This is a genomic window from Streptomyces sp. R33, from assembly GCF_041200175.1.
Taxonomy (GTDB): Bacteria; Actinomycetota; Actinomycetes; order Streptomycetales; family Streptomycetaceae; genus Streptomyces; species Streptomyces katrae_B.
This window is the reverse complement of the sequence record NZ_CP165728.1, coordinates 1-22,798: the sequence shown is the minus strand read 5'-3', so window position 1 is coordinate 22,798 and position 22,798 is coordinate 1. Positions and strand designations below refer to the sequence as shown.

Here is a 22,798-nt window from a genome sequence, read left to right as displayed (position 1 = left end):
TGGGATCAGTCGGGTGACCGAGGGACCGCGCACGGGCCTCAGCCCCTCTCCTCGGGCGGCGTGGACCGCGATGCACGACGCCCCTGCCACCACACGGTCACGGCGGCGAAGCCACCGGCGGCCACGAAGAAGCCCACCTTCACCGCAACCTTGCCGGACAGCCACGCCGCGCCAACGCCCAGGTTCAGGCCCAGCCACCAAAAGGTCGCACACACACCACCTGCAGCGAGCAAGCCCGCCATGACACCCGTTGCAGCCCGCAGCCATCGGCGTCCGCCGGTACCGTCCCCCGTGTCACTGGTCATGCGGACCACGCTAGGGATCCGTGGCGCGGTCCTCGTCCGCAAGGAGGATGATCGCTCGCGCAACTTTCGTCGCGGAAAGCCCCCGAGGCGCGAGCCGAAAGTCTCTGCGGGCATGTCAGGACGCCGAGGCCGGCCCGGCCCATTTCGATCTTGCCACCCAGCCGTACTCATCACAGAAGCGCGGTCACCGCCACATACAACGAGCGCCATCAACAGGCCGGGGGACTGGGTTACGGTCCTTTCCCGTGAACCGAACCGATCGTCTGTACGCCCTGGTGGAAGAACTGCGAGCGGCCTCCCCCCGGCCGCGCACCGCACGCTGGCTGGCGGGCCGGTTCGAGGTCAGTACCCGGACCATCGAGCGCGACCTCGCCGCCCTGCAGCAGGCAGGAGTCCCCGTCTACGCCGAGACCGGCCGCACCGGAGGCTACGTGCTCGCCAAGGACCAGACCCTCCCGCCGCTGACGATCACCTCGGCGGAGGCGACTGCGCTCGCGGTGGCCCTGCACGCCCTGGCCGGCACCCCCTTCGCCCGGGACGCCCGGTCCGCCCTGCAGAAAGTCCTCGCCGTCATGCCGCAGCGCGAGCGACACGGCGCGGACGAACTGGCCGGCCGGGTCCGACTCGCCGCACCCGCCCGGCAACCCGCCGCCGTGCCCCAAGCCCTGCGCGAGGCGCTCTCGATGCGCCGGGTCCTGCGCCTGTCCTATTCCGACGCGCAGGGCGCCGCCACCGACCGCTGCGTGGAACCCCACGGCTTCCTCGGCGGCGACCACTGGTACCTCATCGGCTGGTGCCGGCTGCGCTCCGCGGTCCGCGGCTTCCGGCTGGACCGCATCCGGCACGTCGAGACACTGGCCGAGACGGTCCCGCCGCGCGTGCTCGACCTCGCCGAGCTCGACACGCTGGGTTGGGAGTTCATCGGCCTCGACGAACTCGTAAAGACCGACAGGGGGTTGTCGCCCGAGGCGTAGAGGCTGGTGCCCGACCGACAACAGGAAGGCACTTCCCCATGACCCGCATGACCACCACTACCGCTCCGACCAGCACCTCGACCGGAACGGCCCCACTGACCCGCGCACAGGGCACCGCACTGCTGGACGGATGGACACAGCTCTGGAACGGCGACCTCGCCCTCGCCGAGGCACTCATCGCGCCTGACTTCCGGCTCCGATTCGCCAACACGGTCCCCGGCACCGGCCCCGACGCCACACTCGACCGCCCGGACCTGACCGCGTTCATCGGCTCCCACCGAGAGGAACGCCCAGGGCTCACGTACGCGGTCGACGGTCCGCCGGTGGTCGACGGCGCCCGTGCGGAAGTGGCCGCCCGCTGGACCGCCACGTACACCGACGGCTCGGGCGATCGCGTCACCAAGAGCGGCATCGACCTGCTGGCGATCGCCGACGACCGCATCGCGGCCGTCTGGTCGCTGACCGGAGACCGCCGCTTCGCGCCGTGACGTCTCAGTAGTTGCGCCCCGTCTACGGGGAACCAGGAACCAGCGCCGGGCGGGCTGAAGCCGCCCGGCACACACCCCTGCCCGCTTCTCCAACCTGCTCACCGGGCAGACCAGCCTGCCGGCCTCGCTGACTCTGCCGTCGTAGTCGACGAGCATCATCAACACCGGCTGGGCCGGCCAGTGGTACGGAGTCTCCTGATGCGCAACGCCCCCTCTCGCCTACGGGCGGGAGGGGGCGCTTTCGTGCGTCCGGGGATCAGTCCAGCGGGAGCGACTGGTGCGCGGCCACGATCGCGTCGATACGGCGGGCAAGGTCGAAGTCTGCCGCGGTGATCTGGTTCCCGGCATCGTGTGTGGTGATCGACGCGCGCAGGTGGTCAATGCGCAGGTCGAGGTCCGCGTGATGATGAATGCGCCGGGACCGGTCAGCGATGGTGACGATGGCGGCGACGGCCGCGTGGTAGCGGATCTCGTACGTACGGGTGATCTTGTCGCCGTCCTGCTCCCACCCCGGCAGCTTCGCCAGGTGCTCGGCGATCTGCTCGTGCGTCATCGGCTGCGGTACGCCCATGTCAGCTCCCCTCGGTGACGGGCGCCAGGATCTCGGAGAGGTCCCGGCCTACCGGGGCATCCTGCCACGGACGCATGGCCCGCTTCAGGGTGGCCAGTTCACGGGCCATACGCACCGACCGGGTCTCCACTGCGATCTCCGCGGCGGCCCGTCCGATCTCCAATGCCTGGTCCGGCTGGCGGGCGGCGGCCGCCGCGGTGGCGTGCCGGGCCAGGTACACACCGCGGTCCCGGCGCGCGGTCGTCGGCACCGCGTCCAAGACCTGTGACCACAGGGAGGCGGCCTCCCGGCCGAGTCCGAGCCGGCCGTAGCAGGTGGCCCGTTGAACCTCCAGATAGCCCGGGGTGCGGCGGCAGGCGTTGCCCCAGGGCAGGTCATCGTCGACTCGGTGGATAAGGCTGCCGGCCGTGTCGATGAGCCGGTCGACGGCGGCCCGGTCGCCGGTGAGGCTGGCGCCGTGGGCCTGCTGCTGCATGGCCATGATCCGGACCTTCGGGACGAGGGCGTTGCTGTCGTCGAGGGCGGCCTCGCACAGGTCGATGACGCCGGGGCCGTCGCCGAGGTCAGTTCGGACCTGGGCTTGGTTGACGAGGGAGTAGCCGATGAGGTGGGGATCGCGCGACCGTACCGCTATCTCCTGCGTCACCCCCCGCCAGAACGCTGCCGCGCCGAGGTCGCCGGCGTCCTGGTACAGCCATCCGACGAGCGCCGCGTAGGCGGCACCGACCCGGAGGAGACCACGTCGGGTTTCACCGCGTGCGGAGCGTACCAGCTTGTCGATAAGTCGGTACTGCTCCGACACGGTACCGATCAAATCGTGTGGGCCGAGGAACATGTCGGCCCGGTAGTGGCCTTCCAACTGCGACTGGAAGTAGTCGATCAGCGCGGGGTCCACATGCTGTGGTGCGACGGGCCCGGCAACGAGTGCCGCGGCCGTGATGGAGATGAAGGTACGGCGTTCCACCTGGTCCTCATGCTGCCTCTCGGGTCGGATCCATCCGGCGGGCGCCGTGAATCCAAGGTCTTCGGGCCACCGGCCGAGCGCGTCGTGCAGTACCTGTGAGGTCTCCTCGGGCGGCCAGCCGCGGCCGTCCGCCCGCCCTTCCCACCGCCGCCAGGTGCGGGGCGCGACGGTGAAGTGCGGGTCTCCCAGCAGCGCTTGCCCGTGGGCGGTGAGCTCCGCCGCGGCCTGGTCCATGGTTCGCCAGCCGGCCCGAAGCCGGGCGGCTCGGAGCGCGTCGTTGCGGGGGCTCATGGCCCCAGTGTGAGGTGTCATCTCGTCAGTCCCCGGCCGTGGCCGCGACGTGGCCACGCATGGCCACGCGATGGCCTATCTGCCCATCAGAGTGCTCGACCATCATCCTCTCGTGGCCGCCACTTCCGCAGGCAACCAGCCACCTCATTACCCGCTGACGACGGTAGGGAGCCTCTGGCATGAGCCAGCCCCAGGACGACGATGACGACGTGAACCCTCTGGTCGCTCGCGCTCTCGCCGAGTACATGAAGCGCCCGCCGGCGGAGGATGTGGCCCGGCTTGTCGACATGCTCCTGACCCGCGGGCAGGAACTGCACGACCGCGTGGCCGAGCTCCCTGAACAGGACCTTCCGGTCGGGGCCGGTGACGTCCTGTCCTCGTGGGGGTACTTCTCCCAGGCCGGTCCCATTGGCTCGAGCCCCAACTCGAACTGGAACCACTGCCGCGCTCTGGCCCGCATCGTTCAGCGCCTGATCCCCATCGCGCGGGACTACACGACGGCGAGCGCTCCGTGATGGCCGGCGGCCTGGTGCGGTACCGCGGGATGGGCGTCCTGTGACCGAGTTCGGCCGCCAGGTCGCATACGTGCTGATCGTCGTCGGCCTGCTCGCCGTGATCATCGTCGGCACCCACTGACCCCCGCCCCGGCTCCCCGCTGGCCCCCCCCGCGGGCACCTGGGGCGGGTCCACCTCCTTGACCGAGAGGAAGCTCGACATGGCAACTCCCACCCTGGCCGCCACGGCCCGGCACCTCCTGACCGATGAAGGATTCACCCGCGTGGTGCACCTCGTGATGCGCGACAACGACGGCATCGACGAGCCGCTCGCCGTCCGGATCGTCGACGAAGCCCTCAAATTCACGGCGGCGGCCGGACAGTCCACGGGGCGGCACCTGCGCCCCTCCAAGCTCGTCGACATGGGGTGGCACGCGCTCATCCTCCACACAGCCATGTACCGCGAGCTGTGCACTGCGGTTGGCCGATTCGTCGACCACCGGCCGGAGGGCCCGGAGACACTGCGCCGCGACGCCGACACCCTGGATCTCACGATGGACGCGATCCGGGAGGCCGGGTACGAGCCGGACGCGTACCTGTGGGGGCCGCTCGCCGATACCGAGATTCACGCCGGGGACTGCATGCACTCCGAGTGCACGGAGGGCGGGTCTAGCTGCGCTGCCCCGCCGACGCTCGCCTGACCCGCTTCCGCTCCCCTACAGTCGACTGCGTTCCGCGTGGAAGGAGTTGCGGTGAGCGAAGATGAGGCACGGCGCGGGGTGTGGGTCGATACCCGGTACCACGAGATGATGGCCGGCTGGGGCCGATCCCGGGTTGTACGCCGACCGAGCGGGCGGCCGCGGCGGGTCTGCCCGCACGGGGCCGGAGTGACCGTCATGGTGGACCCAGAGACGCGTACCCCTCGGAACGTCGAGTGCGGGGAGTGCTACCCCGCCTGAATGTTGAATCGCGACACCGCCCCGGCCGGCGCCGTCCGGCCGGGGCTACTCCCTGACCAGGTCCGCGAGGGGCACCCCGGCGGCGCGCGCAATCCGCAGCCACACGCCGAGCTGGGCATCGCTGGTGCCAGCCTCCAGCCGTACGACCGTTTTCCGGTCGACGCCGGCGAGCTCGGCCAGCTTCTGCTGTGACAGTCCCGCCGCGATACGGGCCTCGCGTAGGCGTGCACCAATCGCCCGTCGGCGGGTATGAGTCCAGGCGGGCGGTGGATCGGCCCGCGGAGCGGGTACCTGAGCGCTGCGCGCTCAGAAGAGAACCGCCTCGCTGCGCTCGACGGGGCTCGGCTTCGCCGAGCCAGAGCCGGCCCTCCGGACCGGAGACCTGCGCTTCGCTCCGGACAAAGTTCGCAGTGCTGACCAGACTGGCCGCCATCGGAGCGAAGCGGTGTGATCCCGACCAGGTTCTTGCGTACGGGCGGGAGGCCGTCAGCCTGGCCCGAGCCTCAGCATCCGGGTACGTCGCCCGTAGACTCCAAGCTCTGTGCGACGAGTTCGGTCCCTTGAGCCGCGACCACCGCGTAGCGGAGCTGGGGGCGGAGATCGCCACGCTGAGCACGCCGTGACGAGAGGGGTAGGCATGTCGCAGACCGAAGGTGCACGACTGTTCCGGGAAACCTGGATCGCGGGAGTGCACCAGCACTTCCCCGGGGAGCCGAAGGCCGGCTACGTGACCCCGTGGGAAGCCACCCCGCAGTGGGAGCGCGAGGCCGCTGGCTCCGTCTACGACCAGGTCCGGCAGTTCATCGAGATCAGCGGTGGCCACACCTCGAGGCTGTCCCGCGAGCAGAAGAGCCGGTTCGTCGCGACATGCTGGACGGCCCAGATGTTCAAGCACTTCGAGGACCCGAAGCCGGGCTACGTGGCCGACTGGCCTGACCTCCCGTCCTGGCAGCAAGAGACTGACGCCGACGTCTTCGAAGCGATCGAGAAGGCGTGCAGCTGACCGCCGCTGAACGTGGGTCGGGGAAGAGCGGCTACTAATCGACCTATGCGCGCACGCCCCCGAGTCCGATGTGGACCGGAGGCGCGCCAGCGGCGGGGAGTGACCCAGAGGCGGGGGAACGTGCAGGTCATGCACGGCGAAGACGCTGCTCGCAGCACTCTCTTGAATACCCTCGTGGCGCGAGTCACCGTGGGTTCAGATCCCACACCCACCGCCACAGGCCAGACAACGAGCTGATCACCAGGGGTGTCCCGACCAGGAGCACCCCTTCGTCATGGGCCCTGTCTCACCCTGACCCGCCCGTGTGCCGCTTTGGATCATGGGGTGTGCACCAGGCGTGGACCACGACCGCTCCCACCCCCGCGCGGCCGATCGCCCGGTGACCGGTGACCGGTGACCGACGACTGGTGACCGACGACTGGTGACGTGACCGGTGACGTGCCCGTTGCCCGGTGACCGGTCATGGCTTGACTGGCCCCTGGAGGCGGCGCGACCGGTGACTAATCCGGTGAGCTACGTAATTGGTGAGTGACCGACCATCACCTCACCGGCACGCCGAAACTGGAGCCCACTCGACGCGAGCGGCCGGCCTAGGGCGAGGCGCGGCATGCGTAGTGCTCGGCTGTTTCCGCCGTGACCGGTCCAGTAGCCACACGCGTTTGACCTGTGGTTTGACCGATGACCGATGGTCAGGAGGGCCGGTGACCGATGACCGATCCGACCTCCATCGGTCATCGGTCATGACGAGCGTGTCTGAAAGATCGTGTAAGTCCGTGATGTGACAGCCTGGCCCGGGGCTCGGCCTCGGGCCTGTGGGCCAGGCGGATCGGACGAGTCATGGCAGACAAAGACGAAGCGGCCGCGTCCGTGGCCGGCGACAAGACGGTCGACGAGGTGGTCGAGCGGCTGCTCGACAAAGCTGACTCCTCGGGAGCGGCCCTGCTCGGCGAGGGCGGGCTCCTGACGGAGATCACCAAGGCTGTTCTGGAGCGGGCTCTGGAAGCCGAGATGAGTGAACACCTCGGCTACGAACGCGGAGATTCCGCAGGTCACGGCTCTGGAAACTCCCGGAACGGGACGTCGCCCAAGACGGTCCTGACCGATGCCGGCGCCGTCACTTTGGCGGTGCCCAGAGACCGCAACGGTGAGTTCGAGCCGCGTCTGGTCCCGAAGAACGCCCGCCGGCTGGCGGGATTCAACGACCGGATCCTCTCGCTCTACGCGCGCGGGATGAGCGTGCGCGACATCCGCTCCCACCTCGCCCAGATCTACGGAGTCGAGGTCAGCCCAGACCTGATCAGCAAGGTCACCGACGCCGTGATCGACGAGCTCGTGACCTGGCAGAACCGGCCCCTCGACGCGGTCTGGCCGATCATCTACATCGACGCATTGTGGGTGAAGATCCGTTCTGGCTCGGTGACATCGAAGCCGGTCTACCTGGCCGTCGGCGTCGACATGGACGGCCGCAAAGACGTCCTCGGCTTGTGGGTTGGAGCCGAGGGTGAAGGCGCGACCACGTGGATGGCGGTGCTGTCGGAACTGCGGAACCGGGGTATCGAGGACGTGTGCATCGTCGTCTGCGATGGTCTGAAGGGCCTGCCCGACGCCGTCACCGCGACCTGGCCCAAGGCCACGGTCCAGACGTGCGTGATTCACCTGACCAGGGCCTCGCTCAGACTGTCGTCCGTGCGGGACCACCCGAAGCTGGTGCCGGCTCTGAGAGCGATCTACACAGCGCCGACCGAGACGGCCGCCGAACAGGCCCTTGACGCGTTCGAGGCCTCTGACCTGGGCGAACGCTACCCGGCGATCGTGCGGACCTGGCGGTCGGCCTGGCCGGAGTTCACTCCCTACCTGGCGTTCCCACCGGCCATAAGGACGGTGGTCTACTCCACGAACATGGTCGAATCGATCAACTCGCGGCTCCGCAAAGCCACCCGCAACCGCGGCCATTTCCCCTCGGAACAGGCAGCGTTGAAGGTCCTCTACCTCGCAGTCCGCGAGCAGATCAACCCCAAAGCGCGCGATGCCAACCACGTCGCCCCACACTGGAAGGAAGCGCTGAACCAGTTCTCACTCTTCTTCGAGGACCGGCTCAGCATCCAATGACACCAACCGACTTACACAAGATCGCTGACACGCCCGTCATGACCGATCTTCCGAAGTCACCAGCCCTCTTACACCGCTGCATGCCCGGTGACTGGCAGCGTGCTCACCGGTCGCGGAAGCGGGCACGGCCGTGCCAGGGGCGGTGAGTTATCCGGGGACCCCGTTGCTCCCCGTTCGTCGGGGCAACGGCCGTTTGCCGGTCAGTGCCAGCTGATCGCTCCTAGGCTGATGGCTGACTTGGTGATGGTGATGAGGGGGGTCTGTTCGCTGGAAGATGCTGCCTCGTGACCAGTCGCTGGGCGTACGGGTGATCTGGCGGTGGAACTGGCACTGGGGCGCGTGGTCTTGTGTGGCGCCCAAAGCAGTACTTACAGACACTCTCCCCAACAGGCCTGTGTCGCTGGCGTGCAAGGGAATCGGCGGATGACTCCTGGAGCGTTGCCCGCGGCCCGGGCGGGCGTGCGCCACGGGGGGTAAACGTGGGGGGAGAGATGGGGGGGAAACAAAGGGGGAGAGATAGCGGGAAACAAGGGGGGAAGCGGTTTCTGTGGTCTGGCTGCATCGTGCCTGGTCAGGCCCCGAAATGCAGTCGGTGACTAGCCGGACTTATAGGTAGGAGGGGGTAGGGGGAGAGAGGAGCGGGTGGGGGAGGGAGCGGGTTGCAGGAGACGTGGGGGGCTGGGGGAGGGGACGGAGGAGAGGTGGGGAAGGGAAGGAAACGGAGCGGAGTAGAGGAGGGGGAGATCGAGCGGAGGGAGGGGAAGCGGGGAAGTGGGGTGTGTCTCTATGTCCTTCGTCAAGGACGTGGTGCCGGGTTTGAGACTGTTTGGGGTGGTCATGCGGCGAGGGTGACGGTGGAGGTTCGGGACTCGTAGAAGGTGCCGTCGCGGAGCATGGCGAACAGGACGCTGATGCGTTGGCGGGCGAGCCGCAGGAGTGTCTGGGTGTGGGTTTTGCCGCGGGCGCGTTGGCGGTCGTGGTAGGTGCGGGAGGCCGGGTCGGCGTTCATGCAGGCGAAGGCGGAGAGGAACATGGCCCGTTTGAGCTGCCGGTTTCCGCCGCGGGGTGCGTGTTCGCCGTGGATCGAGGTGCCCGACGACTTGGTGGTGGGGGCGAGTCCCGCGTAGGAGGCGAGGTGGGCGGCGCTGGGAAAGCCGGTGCCGTCGCCGACGGTGACCAGCAGGACGGCGGCGGTCCTGACTCCGACTCCGGGCATCGAGGTCAGGACCGGGTGAAGAGGGTGGGCCTCCAGCAGGGTGCTGATCTGGGCTTCCAGGGCCCGGCGCTGGTCGTGGACCGCGGCGAGCGAGGCGGCCAGGGACGGGATCACGATGTCGAGGGTGCCCGTGCCGGGAACGATGACGGTCTGCTCGTCGAAAGCGTCGAAGACCTCGTCGATCAGCCTCTGTGCCATCCGCGGGGCCTTGGGCCGGATGAGTTCGACGAGTCTGCGGCGGCCGGCCTTGCGCAGTGCGGCCGGGGATCCGTATCGCTCGAGGAGCCAGGTGACGGCGGGGTGGTCCAGTCGCGGGCCGAGCACGCGCTCCAGCGACGGGTGGAACTGGGTGAGCAGGCCGCGTATCCGGTTGGAGGTGCGGGTGGCTTCTGCGGCGAGCCTGATCGAAGCCGGTCAGCACCGTGAGCTCGGCGGTGATCTCGTCGGTCAGCTCCAGCGAACGTAGGGTGTGGGGCATGGTGCCGGCGGCGTCGGCGATGACCGCGGCGTCCTTCGCGTCGGTTTTCGCCTCTCCCGGGTAGAGGTCGGCGATCCGTCGCATGGCCAGTCCGGGCAGGTAGGCGACCTGGCAGCCGGCGTCCCGGGCCGCGGTCAGGGGCAGAGCACCGATCGAGGCCGGCTGGTCCACGATCACCAGCACGGTGCCGAACTTCGCGGTCAGCTTGTCGAAGACGGCCCGCAGTTTCGGTTCGCTGTTGGGCATCGGCTTGTCGAAGACCTTCTTGCCCGCCGGCGTCAGCCCGTGGCCGTGGTGAGCTGTCTTGCCGACGTCCATACCCAGGAAGACGCCCACATCGCCGGTGTCTTCAGGCACAACGGCCCGCAGAGTCCATACCGACCTGTTGCGGGAAACAGACACCACCCGATACGGCATGACCTGCAGAACCATGCCTCCACCGAGAATCACAAACAACAGGTAAAATATGCGAGAGAACCCTGGGCACCGGTCCGACGACGAGCACCAGGAGCACGGCGACGCCGTCCTCGAGTACGCGGTTGCTCGCCGCGGAACGCCTCGACGTCGAGCACCAGGACGTCGCCGACGAGTCGGCCGTGCGAATGCTGCGGGGCCGGCGCACTCTCGGCACCGGCCCCGCAGGCGGAGCAAGTTAGTGGATAAGACACGCTTACCGGCCCGTCGCCCCGTTGGTGGGGCGGGTCTTTGGTGCGGCGGGTTCAGGGGGCGGGACGGCAGAGTTCGAGGCCGGGCGTCATGTCGCGGCCCATCAAAGGACGTCTACGCGGAGCTCTCCTGGTCCTCCGGCCCGCCGACCATCGAACTCCTCGCCGCGCACAGGTGGGGTTGCGCGGCTAACCCCTGCGTTCCGCACTGTGCTGTCTGCCCCTCACCGGAATGCGCAGACTGCACCCCCCGGAGAGGTGGGCAGCGCCATGTCCGTGGACCATCCGCGGACACCTATCGGGAGGGAACCTCATGTCCACCGCTACCGACCCGCAGCCCCAGACCCCGCAGCAGCAGCCCCCGCGGCCGCCGCAGCCGGCCACGGACCCGCTCCTGACGCTGTGCCTGGTCATCGTCGGCGTCCTGGTCCTCGCAACGGCCGGCTACATGTGCCTCGCCCACCCGTCGCTCACCGGGCCGATTGCGACGGTGGCGACGGTGGCCGGGGCTCTGGCCGCGGCGGTCGGCGTCGCGTTCGCCGTCCGTCGGCGCTGACCGTGGCCCGGCAACGGGCCTGCTCGTGAACGACAAACGCCCCGCCCGGACTCCGGGCGGGGCGTGCGTGTTTGCAGGTCAGGGCCTGTCCTCGGCGTCGAGGATGTCGAGTGCGCGCGGGACGCCGTCCCCGCTGCTCCAACTGGGGTGCGGGAAGGCGGGAGGGGCTTCTTCCGTCCACGCGCCGGCGCCGGGTACGGCTGCAGGGTCCTTGCCGGCGGCGAGCGCGTCGAGCTGGGCGGTGATGGCGTCGAGGTTGAGGAGGCCGGCGGCGTAGGCCTCGAGGAACAGGCCGACGGCGTGGGAGATCGAGACCTCGTCCTGACCAGCGCGTTTCTTGCCCGCCTCCCACACGGTGCCGGCCACGTTCACCGTGCGGACGACCTTCTCGTCGGTGAGTGTCCGGTCGGTGGGCCTGCCGGTACCGGCGGGATAGACCTTGGGGACCTGGCGGGGTGCGGTGGCCATGCGGGCGTCGCCTCTCGTCTCGGGCGCGGACCGTATCAGGCCCGCGCCCCCACCCTACCCCTTAACTTATATAACTTCTCGGTTTTGACGTCCTTCGGAAATGCGGGGCGAGGTCGGGTGGCCAGGGTCGGTGCCAGGGTGGCGACGCCCCCACCCCTGTCGAGGTGTCCGGCGAGGGCGAACGCTGGGCGAACAAACTTGTATAACTTCTCGGTTTTTTGGGGACTGGCCGCAGGAGCGGGGGCGCGGCCAAGGCCTCGGCCTCGGCGGCAGCGTGCTCGCACGCGTCCGCCAGGAGGGCGGCGCGGTGGGCGAGTTCCGCCGCGCGGCGGGCGGGGAGGGCCGCGCCGGCCTCGGCGGCGTCGCTCGCCTCCCACCCGATGCGCATCCACAGCTCCTGGGCCACCGCGCCGCGGCGCAGGGCGGTCCGGGCGAGGTCCCGGATCCGGGGGAGGACCGGCGCGGCCCACCCGGGGGTGGTGGTCTCGGGGGTGTCGGTCCACCGGACGGCCGGCCCCTCAAGCGAGGCTCGCGCGGCCTGAACGGCCCGTCCGGCGCGCACGGCACGCAACGCGTGTCCGTCCGCTACGTCTTTCCACTCGGCGACGGTCCGACCGTGGTGACGGTCCCGGACCGTCACGGGCGCGATGCCGACCGAGTACCGGGCCGCGGGTACCGGGTCGGGACGGTGGGCGGCGGCCTCGGTCGTCGCAGCCACGGCGGCCGGAGCGTCGGGCACGGATTCCTCTTCCGCGCGCACCGATTCCTCCGCGGCGTGGTCCGCGGCTGCGGCCGCAACCATGGCGTGCGCGGTGTGCAGCCGCTCCAAAGCCTCGCGCATCGCGGTCTCTCCGCCGTAGCGCTGCGCGGAGACGTGCAGGGCCTGCGCGGTCGCCAGCTGGCCGCGCGCGGCCTCCAGCCGCACCTCGGCCTGCTGCACCCGGTCAACCGGCCCCGTGATGGCCCACGCGTGGACGGGGGCCGCGGCGTGGCCGGTGGTGTGCAGCCACGCGACGTACGCCGCGGCGAAGTCGTCACCCGTCCAGTTCTTCTCCGCCCACCCCTCGAACGCGTGCGAGATCGTACGGCCCTCCCGCTCGCGCGCCTCCGCCCACTCCTCGGCACCGCGCAGCACCCGGTGCCGGCGGTTGTCCTCGATGCAGTCCGCGGCGTACTGCCGCTCCTCGGCATCCATGGCGAGCACGGGCAGCGCACTGACCGGGACTCCGGCGCGCTCCGCGGCGTGTTCGGCGCACATGAGCCGACCGTTCCGACGGGTGCCCACGAGGTACAGGCGGACCCCGTACGCGTCACAGAAGCCGTTGAAGCCGTCCGCCACCGGGACGCAGCAGTCGCCGACGTCGACAGGTTCCGGCATCCCCGGGATGACCGCCGTACGGACCGCGGCGGGGATCACGTCCGCCAGCGTGAGTACGACCTGACCCTCGACCGGTTCCACCCGGAGGCTGTACTGGCCACCGGTGTCACCGTCCTCCCCCCAACCAGAGAGATCACCGTTCCGGGTCACCTGAGAGCCCCAACCGAACCGCGCATCGAACCGGTCCGGGCAGTACGCGTGCTCGATGCACACCCGCGGGTTGTGGACCTCCTCCGGGTCCTCACACCCGCACTCGCCGTACTCGAAAGGCCCCGTGACCTGGGACTCTTCCACCAGGGCCGTCACGGTCTTGAGCTGCATGTCCGCCAGCTTTGCCCCGTCCTGCACGCCCCGGGACTCCTTGGCCGTGTACCGGAAGCCCTTGGGCCCGCGCTCCCACAGCAGGAGCAGGGACACCTCCCCCTCGGTCGTGTACGCCTCCAGCCCCACCACCCACCCGTCCGCGGTGGGGCCCTTCAAGCCGGCCGCGCCGAACACGGCAGACGTCTGCCAGCCGTTTTCTTCTGCCTTGCGGATCAGTCGCTCCGCACTGCTGGGGAGGACCGCTGTCACACCGGGGGTCAGAGCAGACATCTCGCACCCTTTCGAGGGGGGATCGGGCGGCCGACTGGCCATAAGACAACCCCTAGAGCTGAAGTTATATAACTTCCAGTTCGTGACGGCCGCGCCACCCGAAAGGGGTAAGAGAAGTCTTGGAATGGATGCCAACACCCGTCCTGGATGCCGGGTGCGGTGTCGCATGCTCCTCAGCGGGGTACGGGCGGACGAGCTATGCGGCCCCGAGGCAGGCTGCCTCGGGGCCTTCCCGTCAATGGACGAGACCGCCTGCCTTGGCGATCGCTAGGAAGAACGTGCCACTGGTGATGAAGGCACCGAACGCTACTCCTACGACGCCAGGGACGGCGACGTGCAGGCACAGCATCAACAACGCGGCGCTAACACCGCAAAGAGCTGCCATAATCACTGCACCAAAGATGACCCACCACTTGTATGGGTATGTTCCTGAGCTCATTTTCCGATCCCCTTAGTTAATAACCTCCCTTCTGGAGGACGGGGGAGACCTGGTCCGAGTGCTCAATATTCGGTTATCGATATTTGGTTATCGACAGGTCTCCGAAACAAGGTTGGGTGGGTGGCGCAACACTCCAGGACTGGGAGTGCGGTTGGTTGATGGCCACCCAGTAATCAAGGGGGTCCTCGTGCCATTTTGTCCTTTGGAAATGACAGGCGGGAGCAGTACTGGCGGCACTGCTCCCGTTCAACTTATCGGCCAACTGCGCTGCCCACCAGCTGAACTGACGAGACGCCAGTGGATCGATCCCCGACCCTCGGGGGTGATGTTCTGAGGGCAGCCAAGGTTGGGTGCAACCCGTGCCGATATGTAGTGCGTGGGCCATGCCCGGCGCCCGGTGTCCCCGGGGGCAGTACCGTCGGCCGATCCAAGCAGACAGCCTGCCCAGCCTGGTGACGAGAGGTCAGTGGGAGGCTGTATTCGCGCCTGTGCCGAGCTAGCGGCTGGGGGGAGCGGGGGGTGCCGCCGCGGGCCCCTCGGCCGCCGGATGCGGAGCTGCGGTCGGTTCGACGGCGAGACTGCCCCTGCGGTCGGTTGTGGTCTGTGCTGGGGGAGTTGCGGGGCGACGGCGCGACGTTCGATCATGCGCCCAGTGTCTTGCCCAACAGGGCACCTTCGGCCACTTACGACTCAACCCTGCTCCGCAGAAAACGTTTCGAGAAAGGGCATAAAATCCATGGGGAACCTAGGGGCCTATGAGGCCTTCACGACCGCGGCCAAAAAGGCAGGCGGGGTTGAAAAACTTGTCAAGCAAATCGAAGAAGCTGCCGCTAAGAATGCATTCCCTAAGGCATTTGCAATAGGGGCACTCAGTACGGTAGCCGTAGGCGGCCTCTGGAAGGTGGGAGTGGATCGCTATCGGAATGCCAAAAATAATCGCGAAGAACTCGCCGAAGAGGCGAAGCGGCAGCTGAAGTCTTTGAGTGAGGAATCTACAAAAAGCGACAACGTAGATTAGAGGCGGTTTTGTCGCCGGTCAGTGAAACTGGGCAGTCGTCAAGGCTCTGACCTGGGGTTGTGCAGTTTGAGTGAGCGGGTTTGGTGATGGGTCGGCTCACTGAATCTGCGCAGCATCGGGGTTCGTTGGTATTCTGACTTGCGGTGTTCGTCGGCCTGACCGCCGCTGCGCAGTTTGGTTGAGGAGCGCGCAGTTTCACTGAGCGTCGCTTACGGCGGTGGCTACTGTCGTCGCAGGGGGGAGTGCGACGCCGCGTGTGAGTGTCACTCGGGGGCCGCAGATGCTGTCACTAGTGGTTTGACGTGATCGTTGCTGGTGGGGGATGTTCTGGTCGCTGATGGTGACATGTTGATGCGGTCTGCGGGGTGTCATCGACGTGAGTTGCTGCTGGACAGCGACGTGCGGTGTCTATGGCCTCGCGGGGGCGTCAGGCTATGTATCCGGCGATGAGGACGAGGGATCCGCCGAGGCCGGCGAGGATGAAGGAGAGCTGGACGTGGCGGTGCTTTTGCGAGGCGATTTCGGCTTGGTACCGATACAGCCGGGAGGTGTCGGTTTCAGCGTCTTCCCCGGGCGCTAGCCGAAACATCGGATGCACGAAATCGTCGGCGTCGTCCACCGCATCCACTGCCACGTCGACCCCAGCCACCCCCAAGCTGTACGCGCACCGCGAGCCCTGGAGGGGGCCGGTGAGCCGAACATCCTTAGGCGCATCACAGTCCGCATGCGGGACGTAACCGAGTGATTACATAATTCTGGAAACGATCAGACATTTGCGCCATCACCGGGGGCTACCGGCTCAGGGGCGGGATGCCCGTACACGTTGAGAACTGATCACCTGGGCTGCCTGGACGCCGTCTTGGTCCGCCCGGAGCTGGTGGCCGAGGTCAGCGCGGACCGGGCCGTCGACCGGGGCGGCTTTTTCCGCCCCCCGCTGCGCTTCAAGCGGCTGCGCTTGGACGTGACGGCGGAGGACGTTCCCCGGTTCGGTGAGGGGCCGACTGTGGCGGCCGGCTGAGCCTGCCGACCGGACTCGGGCTGCAAATTTGGTGAATGGGCCGCCTCTACTATTCGCCTGGGGCCCCTCGATGGCTGCTCCGCGTTGTGAGTGGGATGGACAGCGTCGTCGCGCCCGCCGTCCGGCCGTCCTGGTGGCAGCGGGTGGCCCGTCTCGCCGCCCGTCTGCCGGTTTCGGCCCGGGGCGCGACTTCTCTCCATGGAGGGGACAGGCCTGTCCATCGCGAGGAGACCGGGGTTTCGGCCGTCCCCGGTGGTGTCAAGTCCCGACATCCCGGGGCATGACCCCGCCGGGGTGGTTCCGGCCTACTGGAACCGAGGCGAGGGGCGCCACGTGGGCGCCTCTTCACTACCAGCGGGAGAAAAACCATGGCTCGCAGGATCCGGAAGAACTCCGTCCGTCTGGGTGTCGCGGCCATCGTGGCGGCGGCGGTCACGGGAGGCGTCGTTGTCCCCGCCACGACGGCGATGGCGGCTCCGACGACCGAGGTGACCACCGCGTCGTTCGAAGTAGACCCTTATGCCCCTCCGCGGAATTACGGGCCGGATAAGGCCCCGCCGAACCCTTACGAGGCCCCCCCGACCTGGGGGACGGGGATCTCTCTGGAGGAGTCTGATAAGCCGGTGGAGGAGCCGGAGAAGGCCCCGCCGAATGAGGAGCCGGAGGGCCCCCCGGTGTCGACCTGGGGGACGGGGACCACTCCGGAGGAGTCTGATAAGCCGGTGGAGGAGCCGGAGAAGGTCCCGCCGAATGAGGAGCCGGAGGGCCCCCCGGTGTCGACCTGGGGGACGGGGACCACTCCGGCGGAGTCTGATAAGCCGGAGGAGGCCCCGGCTGAGTCTGATAAGCCGGTGGAGGAGCCGGAGAAGGCCCCGCCGAATGAGGAGCCGGAGGGCCTCCCGGCGGAGTGATGAGCCGCTTGTTGCGGCTGCGGGCCCAGGAACGGCTTGTGCGGGGGCATGTGCGTCTTGTGGGGGAGTGTGTCTGGGGGTGTCGGAGCGGACGGTGTAGCGGTGGCTCGCGCAGGCCGAGGCCGAGCCCCGCTTGGCGGCCCGTCCAGGGCAGCGACCGGTGGACCGGTTCCGCCGGCGGACGCCGGCCGTGCGGAGTGGTCGCGTGCGGTGGTGAAGGCCGCCGACCCCGAGGTGGTCCGCGCGGGCCCTCGGGGCCCGGTCGGGGCGGGGTGGGCGGCGGTTCACGGAGGCTCTGGGCGTGCCGCTGCCGCGTTGTCGGCCGTGGGTGACCGCCTGGGCCGTCGGCCGCCTCGTCCGGGCCGGTCTTCTGGTCTGCCTGGGCGGTGAGGTCGAGTTTCCCGACGTCCACCTGGACCAGGTGGACGCCCTGGCCCGCCGCCGGGCTCTGCCCGGCTCGACCGCACGTCTCTCTAGCTGGCCGTTCACGCGTGGTCAGGGGGTGGGGGTGCAGCGGAGGCAGGTCCATGGATCTGCCTCAGAGCCGTCTGGGTTCAGGCCGTAGGGCCACCATGGCCAGTCGGACAGGAGATTGCCTCGGTCCGCTGCCTGTCGGTAGAGGTCCTTGGCTCGGTCTGCCTTGCCGAGGTGTTCCTGAAGGTTGGCCAAGGCGACAATGGCGAAGATGCTGCCGAGCTGTATGGCCTTCTCGTAGTTGTCCGCAGCGGCTTGGTAGTCCCCGGCTTCCTGGCGCCACGTCCCCAGTGTGATGAGTAACTCGGCGTGGCCATGCCCGTGGACGAGGGTATCGATCAACGCTTGCGCCCCCTCGTTGTCGCCGGCGCGCTTCAGAAGCGACGACGCCTCGATCCGGTCGTAGGGGTCGTAGGTGTTGGCCGTCAACCGGTAGGAGGCGCATGCGCCGACCTGGTCTCCTGCCTCTTGTCTGAGTGTGCCAGCGGCGAGCCATGCCTTGCTGTATCCGAGCTCGCCCGCCTTTCGGTACAGGGATTCTGCGCGTGCAAGGTCACCATTTTCGGCGTGCCTGGCCGCCAGCTGGGCCAGAAGGCGGGCGTCTTCGGATTCGGAGGCTTGCTGGTCCAGAGCTTCAGCGGCAGCCGTGTCTCCGGCCGCCCGGCGGATGGCGGATAGATCGAGTAGGGCGCTGTCGTAGCCTGCGTCGAGGGCCTCTTGCATGGCGGCTTCTGCGCCTGCTCGATCGCTGGCTTCCAGGCGGATCTGCATCAGGCTGCGAGCGGCGTGAAAGTCGCCGGCTTCGGCTGCTGTTCGATAGAGGGCTTCGGCTGCGCTTCGGTCGCCGGCTTCCAAGCGCCGCTGTGCCAGCCCGCGCAGTGCCGTTGTATTGCCGGTTTCAGCCGCCTGCCGGTAGAACGCTTCCGCGGCCTCGAAGTTTTGGCGCTCTTCACACCACCATGCCAGTTGGATCATGGCGTCGTCGCTTCCGGCTTCAGCCGCGAGGTGGAGAATGTGGTGCTCCCACTGTTTTCGTGCTCGGTTGCCAGCACTGACTGCGACATTCCTGAGGGCGCCGTGCTGGCTGAGGTGGCTGGCGGCGGCGTCCCAGAACGAGTCGGGTGGACATTGGTCCCCCCTAGTTGTTCGGCCGTGTTGTTCGAGGTAGTCAGCGAGCCGGAACACCGGCCCTGCCGACGGGCCAAGCGAGGCAGGAGTGGAGTGCGGGGTTCCTGGTGGGCGTCGCACCGGCCGGGCCGTGGCGCGGCGGAGGGGTGCTTGCCGCCCGTGGACGGGTCGGGCCAGTTCTGCAAATGCTGCTTCGGCCCAGTCGTCGGTGAGCTGGTCGTACTCAGTGTCGGTGAGGTAGTCGGGGGCTGCGTCGGTGAGGAAGGCTTGCGGCAGGTGAATCCCGACGTCGAGGCGGCGGGCGTCCATCGCTGCCTCGAGCAGGGCCCGGGCAGCAGGACTGCCATGTTGATAGGCCTTCAACAGCTGCGAGGCGCCGGCCAGATCCTGTGTGATCCGACCGTCCTGCCAGGCCCGGGTGAGCGCGTCGGCCAGCAGCCAGTCACCCGCATCGGCCAGGTCGTGAGCGGCACGCAATGCTTCGGAGTCGAAACAGTCCGGCATAGCGACGGTCTGCCCGGCCAGCAGTTCCCTTACGCGGCTGTGCGGATCCGGCCCACCGACAGGGGGCAGCGCTGTGTACTGACGCTCATAGTCGGGCCACAGGGTTCCCAAGATCAGGACCGGCCCCCGTTCTGGGGCGGTGAGCAGAGAGTGGAGGGCAGAGGCGATCTCCTCGCCTAGGTCCGGGTCGCCGAGATAGTGCTGGGCCTCGTTCAGCCACACCACCGTACGCGGACCCACTCGGCGGAGATCCTTCAAAGCGGCTGAAGCCCGAGTCGGGTCGAAGGGGTGCCACAAGCGCCAGTCTTGCCCAGCCAGCGGCTGCACAGCTTCCCAGCACGCCCTGGTCTTGCCCGTTGAGGAATCCCCCACCAGCACGACCAACCGGCTCCGCCCAGCGCCAACCTCCTGGACTACCGAGGCCAGCACCCGGTCGTGCGCCCTGCAGACGTAGCCGGGCAGCACCCGCTGTCCGGTGGCTGTGCCAGCGGGACGCACTTCGAGGGCGTGGGGCTCCCACTCGCCGATCAGCTGGCCCAGCCTTTCACCTTCTGCGACGCCAACGGCCTCCCCGACCGCAGTTCGCCTCAGGGCAAGCAGCTCATCGTTCGGCAGCTTTAGCGCCTTGCCCAACGCCGTGAGCGTGTTGGAGGAGGGTGCGGGTTCCGCGTAGTTGAACGCCGCGTGCACGGTGGTTCGGCCGAGCCCCGCCCGCCGGGCCAGTTCGCTCATACCCAGCCCAGCACAGGCCCGTCCGTCGGATAGCCGGTTCCGCAGCTCGTCCAGCGCGGCCTTCCGCACACCACTGTTCTCGCCCACCGGTCCCCCTGACGTGTTCACCGGTGTTCATTCTCCTCCGGTGAACCATGGCGAACACCAACTTCGAGACCGTCGGTCGCATAAGCCCAAACGACCAACGGAGCCCGTCATGACCGACCTCGTCCTTTTCCTTCTCACCACCGCGATCATCATCGTTCTCGCCCTACTCGTCGGGGCTGGTGCAGCCAAGCTTGCCCGCCTGGACGGCGCCACCTACCCCGCCGCCCTCAAGCACGCCGCCGCTGCTTTTGCTGCCGTCCTCACCATCGCGTCCACTGTCACCGCTGCCCTATCCTCTCTGCGATCGTGAGGGCCCGTGCCGACATGGCGTGCGTGAGTGAGGCTCGGTGCCCAGGTTGTTCTGGGGGCAGTACCATCGGGCCGCCTCCTTCCTTTGGTGGTAAATGAGAACGCTTTGACCTGCGGTTTTGTGGTCGTGTCCGGGCAGGTAGGGGCGGTGGGTTGCGGTTGTTCGACCATGTCCAGACGTGATCGTTTTCCATTCTCTATCTGCAAGTCATTTTGATGCACCGCTACGGTGTGGCCTTACCGAAGTGACTGAGGGGCAGTAACTTTCAGGGGCTGGTTCGGCGGCCGTGCTCGGCGCCGGAAATCGCTGGCCCGCACTGCTTGCCTGTCGGCCGGGCCGACGGCTGAGGCTGGATGTGATGGTGAGTGGAGCGCTGATGGTTCGCCATGGACGGGAGCGGCTGGTTCGTACCCGTGAGCAGCTTGCCCAAGAGATGGGCATGGCGATGGGTACGTTCCGGAACAAGCGGCCGTAGGCGGCCGAGGACTTCCCCGCGCCCGTCAGCTCCGACGGCGCCCGGGTCTTGTTGTGGGACGGGGAGCAGACGGCCGCCTACCTTGCCGGCGCCAGGCTCCCCTGATGATCTGCTGGACCGGCAGGAAGCTGCAGCCGAGCTACGCGTGAGCCCTCGGTCCTGGGACAGCTACAAGACTGATCCGCGGATGGAGCCGCACGCTGTAACCGTCTGCGGCGTGGAGCACTGGCCGCGCAGCGCCGTTCACGCCTTCCATGAAGGTCGGCCCGGCAAGCAGGCTGCGACGGGCAGGCCGAAGGGGAGAGGCCGGATACGGTGCCGCGCGGCGAGCTGCGCACGCGGGTCGCCGCGCTCCTCGAGGCCGATCCGGCCGTCGATGAGCCAGGTCATCGAAGCGCGCAGGTGGAGGCTGGCAAGGTACCTGTCAGGGTTCTTGTCGTAGAGGGCGGCGAACTCGAGCGGTGAGGTCAGGTGCGGGTGAACTACGGCGGGGTTCCAGTGCCCTTGATCTATGGCTGAGATGTTGTTCCCACCCAGCCGTCCTCCCGAGATGCGTCGGAATTGCCGCAGTGGGATTCTGTTGGAAGGGGTGGAGTGCCCCTCGCTACGACGCGGGCTCGTATGTCAGGGGTCCATTATTCGCGAGGTCCGAAGATGAAACTTGAACGTCTAGTAGCGGCCATGGTACTGCTGGCCCCTATCCCATTCCTGGGCGCAGCGGATCCTGCTGCGGCAGCTCAAGTTCATACCGTCGCCATTCAAGGATCTTTACGTGTGGAGGACTACGGTGGCACATTTGGTGGCGGGCACGAGGTGACTAAAAATTTCTTTGAAAGCATCAGACTTACACATGAGCACCCGACTGGGAGTATTTCGAAGGAGACGTGTGCAGGGGATGAGGCCAGGGGTGAGCTTCTAGTTAATTTTGATCTCCGCGGCGAGGAAATTGTCACGGTCGTAAGACTAAGATTGTACGAAGGAACGAACTGCTTCAGTAGAGACCTCGACGCTGAAGACTATCGTTTCCTGCGGATCGACGAGTCTGAATCGCGTGAGGTTCATGCTTACGGGAGGAATTATGAACCCGAGTCCTACGATAGGGTTTGGGCGGATTTCAGTGTGTCTCAAAACACCGGACCACCGCCCGAGCCTTCACACGTGCTCGCCAACAGGATATCGATAGGCCGGGTTGAAATAACGTGGGTCGATGAGGCCAGGCTTGAAACTGGCTACGAGATCCGATTTAACAGCATCGGAGGCGCGATCAAGAGTTTGCCGCCGAATACCACTAAATACATCTTCTCGATCCCCGGTCCCACGGGGCCGAAGCAATGCATTCAGGTCCGGGCGGTTGGCGCGCAGGGGCCATCAGAGTGGACTCCCGTAGGCCCCTTTGTGGAGTGTGGGTGACGGGGCAGCGGACCCCGGCTTTCGAACGCAAGGCCTCACCGGATTGTCAAAGCCCCAGACTAGATGATCTGACTCAAGGATTCTTCTCGCGGGAACGGGTGGAGTGATCGCCCTGGCGCACACGGCTCGGACCTACCGGCTCTCCAGGCGCGGCCAGGTGACAGATCGCCTGGTTAAGGCTCTTGAGCGGCTCGGGTCGGACCAGGAGTATGTGCGGCTTGGTGGGGTACTGGCGTTGGAGCAAGTTGTTCAGGACGCACTGGACCAGGCACAACACATTACGCAGATTCTGCACGCTTTCGTTCGGCGCCACGACCCCGAGCTATGGTCCTGGATGCGGAGCCGGAAGGATCCTGGCGGGGGAGCGAAGCGGAGCCGCCCAACGGGCCGAAGGCCCGAACCCCGTGAAACGGGGTCACCCAGGCCGCGGAGCCGGAAGGACCCGGGTGGGGGAGCGAAGCGGACCCACTCCAACGGGCCGGAGGCCCGGACCCCGTGAAACGGGGTACCTGAGCTCGCAGAGCGAGCCGTTAGGGGGAGAGCGAAGCGAAGCCCCCGAACTTTGTCCGGAGCGAAGCGCAGGACTCCGGCCCGGAGGGCCGGCTCTGGCTCGGCGAAGCCGAGCCCCTCTGAGCGTAGCGAGGAGGTTCGTTGGCGCAGCGCGTAGCGCTGCGGAACCCGGAGCGAAGCGGAGGGTCCTCCCGCCGAAGGCGGGACGGCCGAGCGAAGCGAGGCCGTTCTCTCCTCAGCGCGCAGCGCTGAGGAACCCGCTCCGCGGG

General features: G+C 67.8%; 20 protein-coding genes and 1 pseudogene. 12 read left to right on the top strand and 9 right to left on the bottom strand.

Features of this window, described 5'->3' with window-relative positions:
• Positions 1–38: 38 nt before the first annotated feature.
• On the bottom strand, positions 39–305 hold the full coding sequence (locus tag AB5J51_RS40460) for a hypothetical protein (RefSeq protein ID WP_133900183.1): 267 nt from the start codon (positions 303–305) through the stop codon (positions 39–41).
• 245 nt (positions 306–550) lie between these two features.
• On the opposite strand from AB5J51_RS40460, the gene AB5J51_RS40455 reads away from it, so the two are divergent.
• Together AB5J51_RS40455 and AB5J51_RS40450 are read left to right on the top strand one after the other, a co-directional pair.
• Complete coding sequence (locus AB5J51_RS40455; protein WP_369780443.1) at positions 551–1,279, top strand: helix-turn-helix transcriptional regulator; 729 nt, start codon at positions 551–553, stop codon at positions 1,277–1,279.
• A gap of 38 nt (positions 1,280–1,317) precedes the next feature.
• Positions 1,318–1,767 carry a nuclear transport factor 2 family protein gene (locus AB5J51_RS40450; RefSeq protein ID WP_369780706.1) on the top strand — a complete coding sequence of 150 codons (450 nt, stop codon included), beginning with the start codon at positions 1,318–1,320 and terminating at the stop codon, positions 1,765–1,767.
• Positions 1,768–2,023: 256 nt separating this feature from the next.
• Here AB5J51_RS40450 and AB5J51_RS40445 read toward each other — a convergent pair whose 3' ends face one another.
• Both AB5J51_RS40445 and AB5J51_RS40440 read right to left on the bottom strand, forming a co-directional pair.
• Positions 2,024–2,338 carry a 4a-hydroxytetrahydrobiopterin dehydratase gene (locus AB5J51_RS40445; RefSeq protein WP_369780442.1) on the bottom strand — a complete coding sequence of 105 codons (315 nt, stop codon included), beginning with the start codon at positions 2,336–2,338 and terminating at the stop codon, positions 2,024–2,026.
• A 1-nt stretch (position 2,339) separates the two neighbouring features.
• Positions 2,340–3,593, bottom strand: coding sequence for a Twin-arginine translocation pathway signal (locus tag AB5J51_RS40440; RefSeq protein WP_369780440.1), 1,254 nt, complete (start codon positions 3,591–3,593; stop codon positions 2,340–2,342).
• Between the two features lie 179 nt (positions 3,594–3,772).
• On the opposite strand from AB5J51_RS40440, the gene AB5J51_RS40435 reads away from it, so the two are divergent.
• Both AB5J51_RS40435 and AB5J51_RS40430 read left to right on the top strand, forming a co-directional pair.
• On the top strand, positions 3,773–4,108 hold the full coding sequence (locus tag AB5J51_RS40435; RefSeq protein ID WP_369780439.1) for a DUF6415 family natural product biosynthesis protein: 336 nt from the start codon (positions 3,773–3,775) through the stop codon (positions 4,106–4,108).
• Between the two features lie 200 nt (positions 4,109–4,308).
• Positions 4,309–4,788, top strand: a complete 480-nt coding sequence (locus tag AB5J51_RS40430) for a hypothetical protein (RefSeq protein ID WP_369780438.1) — start codon at positions 4,309–4,311, stop codon at positions 4,786–4,788.
• 303 nt (positions 4,789–5,091) lie between these two features.
• Here AB5J51_RS40430 and AB5J51_RS40425 read toward each other — a convergent pair whose 3' ends face one another.
• The gene (locus AB5J51_RS40425) at positions 5,092–5,226 is read right to left on the bottom strand and encodes a helix-turn-helix transcriptional regulator (RefSeq protein WP_369780705.1); all 135 of its coding nucleotides are present in this window, start codon (positions 5,224–5,226) and stop codon (positions 5,092–5,094) included.
• A gap of 457 nt (positions 5,227–5,683) precedes the next feature.
• Here AB5J51_RS40425 and AB5J51_RS40420 point away from each other — a divergent pair, with 457 nt between their 5' ends.
• Both AB5J51_RS40420 and AB5J51_RS40415 read left to right on the top strand, forming a co-directional pair.
• A complete protein-coding gene (locus AB5J51_RS40420; protein ID WP_369780437.1) occupies positions 5,684–6,049 on the top strand; it encodes a hypothetical protein in 366 nt (121 codons plus the stop codon).
• Between the two features lie 837 nt (positions 6,050–6,886).
• Entirely contained in the window at positions 6,887–8,158 is a 1,272-nt protein-coding gene (locus AB5J51_RS40415) for an IS256 family transposase (RefSeq protein WP_369776429.1), read from the top strand.
• Between the two features lie 835 nt (positions 8,159–8,993).
• On the opposite strand, the pseudogene AB5J51_RS40410 reads toward AB5J51_RS40415, so the two are convergent.
• Positions 8,994–10,170, bottom strand: a pseudogene (locus AB5J51_RS40410) (IS110 family transposase).
• Positions 10,171–10,830: 660 nt separating this feature from the next.
• Here AB5J51_RS40410 and AB5J51_RS40405 point away from each other — a divergent pair.
• Positions 10,831–11,073: a hypothetical protein gene (locus AB5J51_RS40405; RefSeq protein WP_369780436.1), complete on the top strand. Its 243-nt coding sequence runs from the start codon at positions 10,831–10,833 to the stop codon at positions 11,071–11,073.
• 78 nt (positions 11,074–11,151) lie between these two features.
• Here the strand turns inward: AB5J51_RS40405 and AB5J51_RS40400 are convergent, their stop codons facing one another.
• Positions 11,152–11,541, bottom strand: coding sequence for a hypothetical protein (locus AB5J51_RS40400; RefSeq protein WP_369780435.1), 390 nt, complete (start codon positions 11,539–11,541; stop codon positions 11,152–11,154).
• A gap of 61 nt (positions 11,542–11,602) precedes the next feature.
• Positions 11,603–13,513: a hypothetical protein gene (locus AB5J51_RS40395; protein ID WP_369780433.1), complete on the bottom strand. Its 1,911-nt coding sequence runs from the start codon at positions 13,511–13,513 to the stop codon at positions 11,603–11,605.
• A gap of 1,175 nt (positions 13,514–14,688) precedes the next feature.
• Here AB5J51_RS40395 and AB5J51_RS40390 point away from each other — a divergent pair.
• Positions 14,689–14,970, top strand: a complete 282-nt coding sequence (locus tag AB5J51_RS40390; RefSeq protein ID WP_369780432.1) for a hypothetical protein — start codon at positions 14,689–14,691, stop codon at positions 14,968–14,970.
• Positions 14,971–15,397: 427 nt separating this feature from the next.
• On the opposite strand, the gene AB5J51_RS40385 is transcribed toward AB5J51_RS40390, so the two are convergent.
• Complete coding sequence (locus tag AB5J51_RS40385; protein ID WP_369780431.1) at positions 15,398–15,619, bottom strand: hypothetical protein; 222 nt, start codon at positions 15,617–15,619, stop codon at positions 15,398–15,400.
• A 174-nt stretch (positions 15,620–15,793) separates the two neighbouring features.
• Between AB5J51_RS40385 and AB5J51_RS40380 the strand changes: the two genes are divergently transcribed.
• The gene (locus AB5J51_RS40380; RefSeq protein ID WP_369780430.1) at positions 15,794–15,988 is read left to right on the top strand and encodes a hypothetical protein; all 195 of its coding nucleotides are present in this window, start codon (positions 15,794–15,796) and stop codon (positions 15,986–15,988) included.
• 368 nt (positions 15,989–16,356) lie between these two features.
• Positions 16,357–16,899, top strand: a complete 543-nt coding sequence (locus AB5J51_RS40375) for a hypothetical protein (RefSeq protein WP_369780429.1) — start codon at positions 16,357–16,359, stop codon at positions 16,897–16,899.
• Between the two features lie 495 nt (positions 16,900–17,394).
• Here AB5J51_RS40375 and AB5J51_RS40370 read toward each other — a convergent pair whose 3' ends face one another.
• Positions 17,395–19,824 carry a hypothetical protein gene (locus AB5J51_RS40370; RefSeq protein ID WP_369780428.1) on the bottom strand — a complete coding sequence of 810 codons (2,430 nt, stop codon included), beginning with the start codon at positions 19,822–19,824 and terminating at the stop codon, positions 17,395–17,397.
• A 109-nt stretch (positions 19,825–19,933) separates the two neighbouring features.
• Between AB5J51_RS40370 and AB5J51_RS40365 the strand changes: the two genes are divergently transcribed.
• Complete coding sequence (locus AB5J51_RS40365) at positions 19,934–20,134, top strand: hypothetical protein (RefSeq protein WP_369780427.1); 201 nt, start codon at positions 19,934–19,936, stop codon at positions 20,132–20,134.
• 1,249 nt (positions 20,135–21,383) lie between these two features.
• Positions 21,384–22,019 (top strand): hypothetical protein, encoded by a 636-nt coding sequence (locus tag AB5J51_RS40360; protein ID WP_369780426.1) that lies wholly within the window; start codon positions 21,384–21,386, stop codon positions 22,017–22,019.
• Positions 22,020–22,798 lie beyond the last annotated feature (779 nt).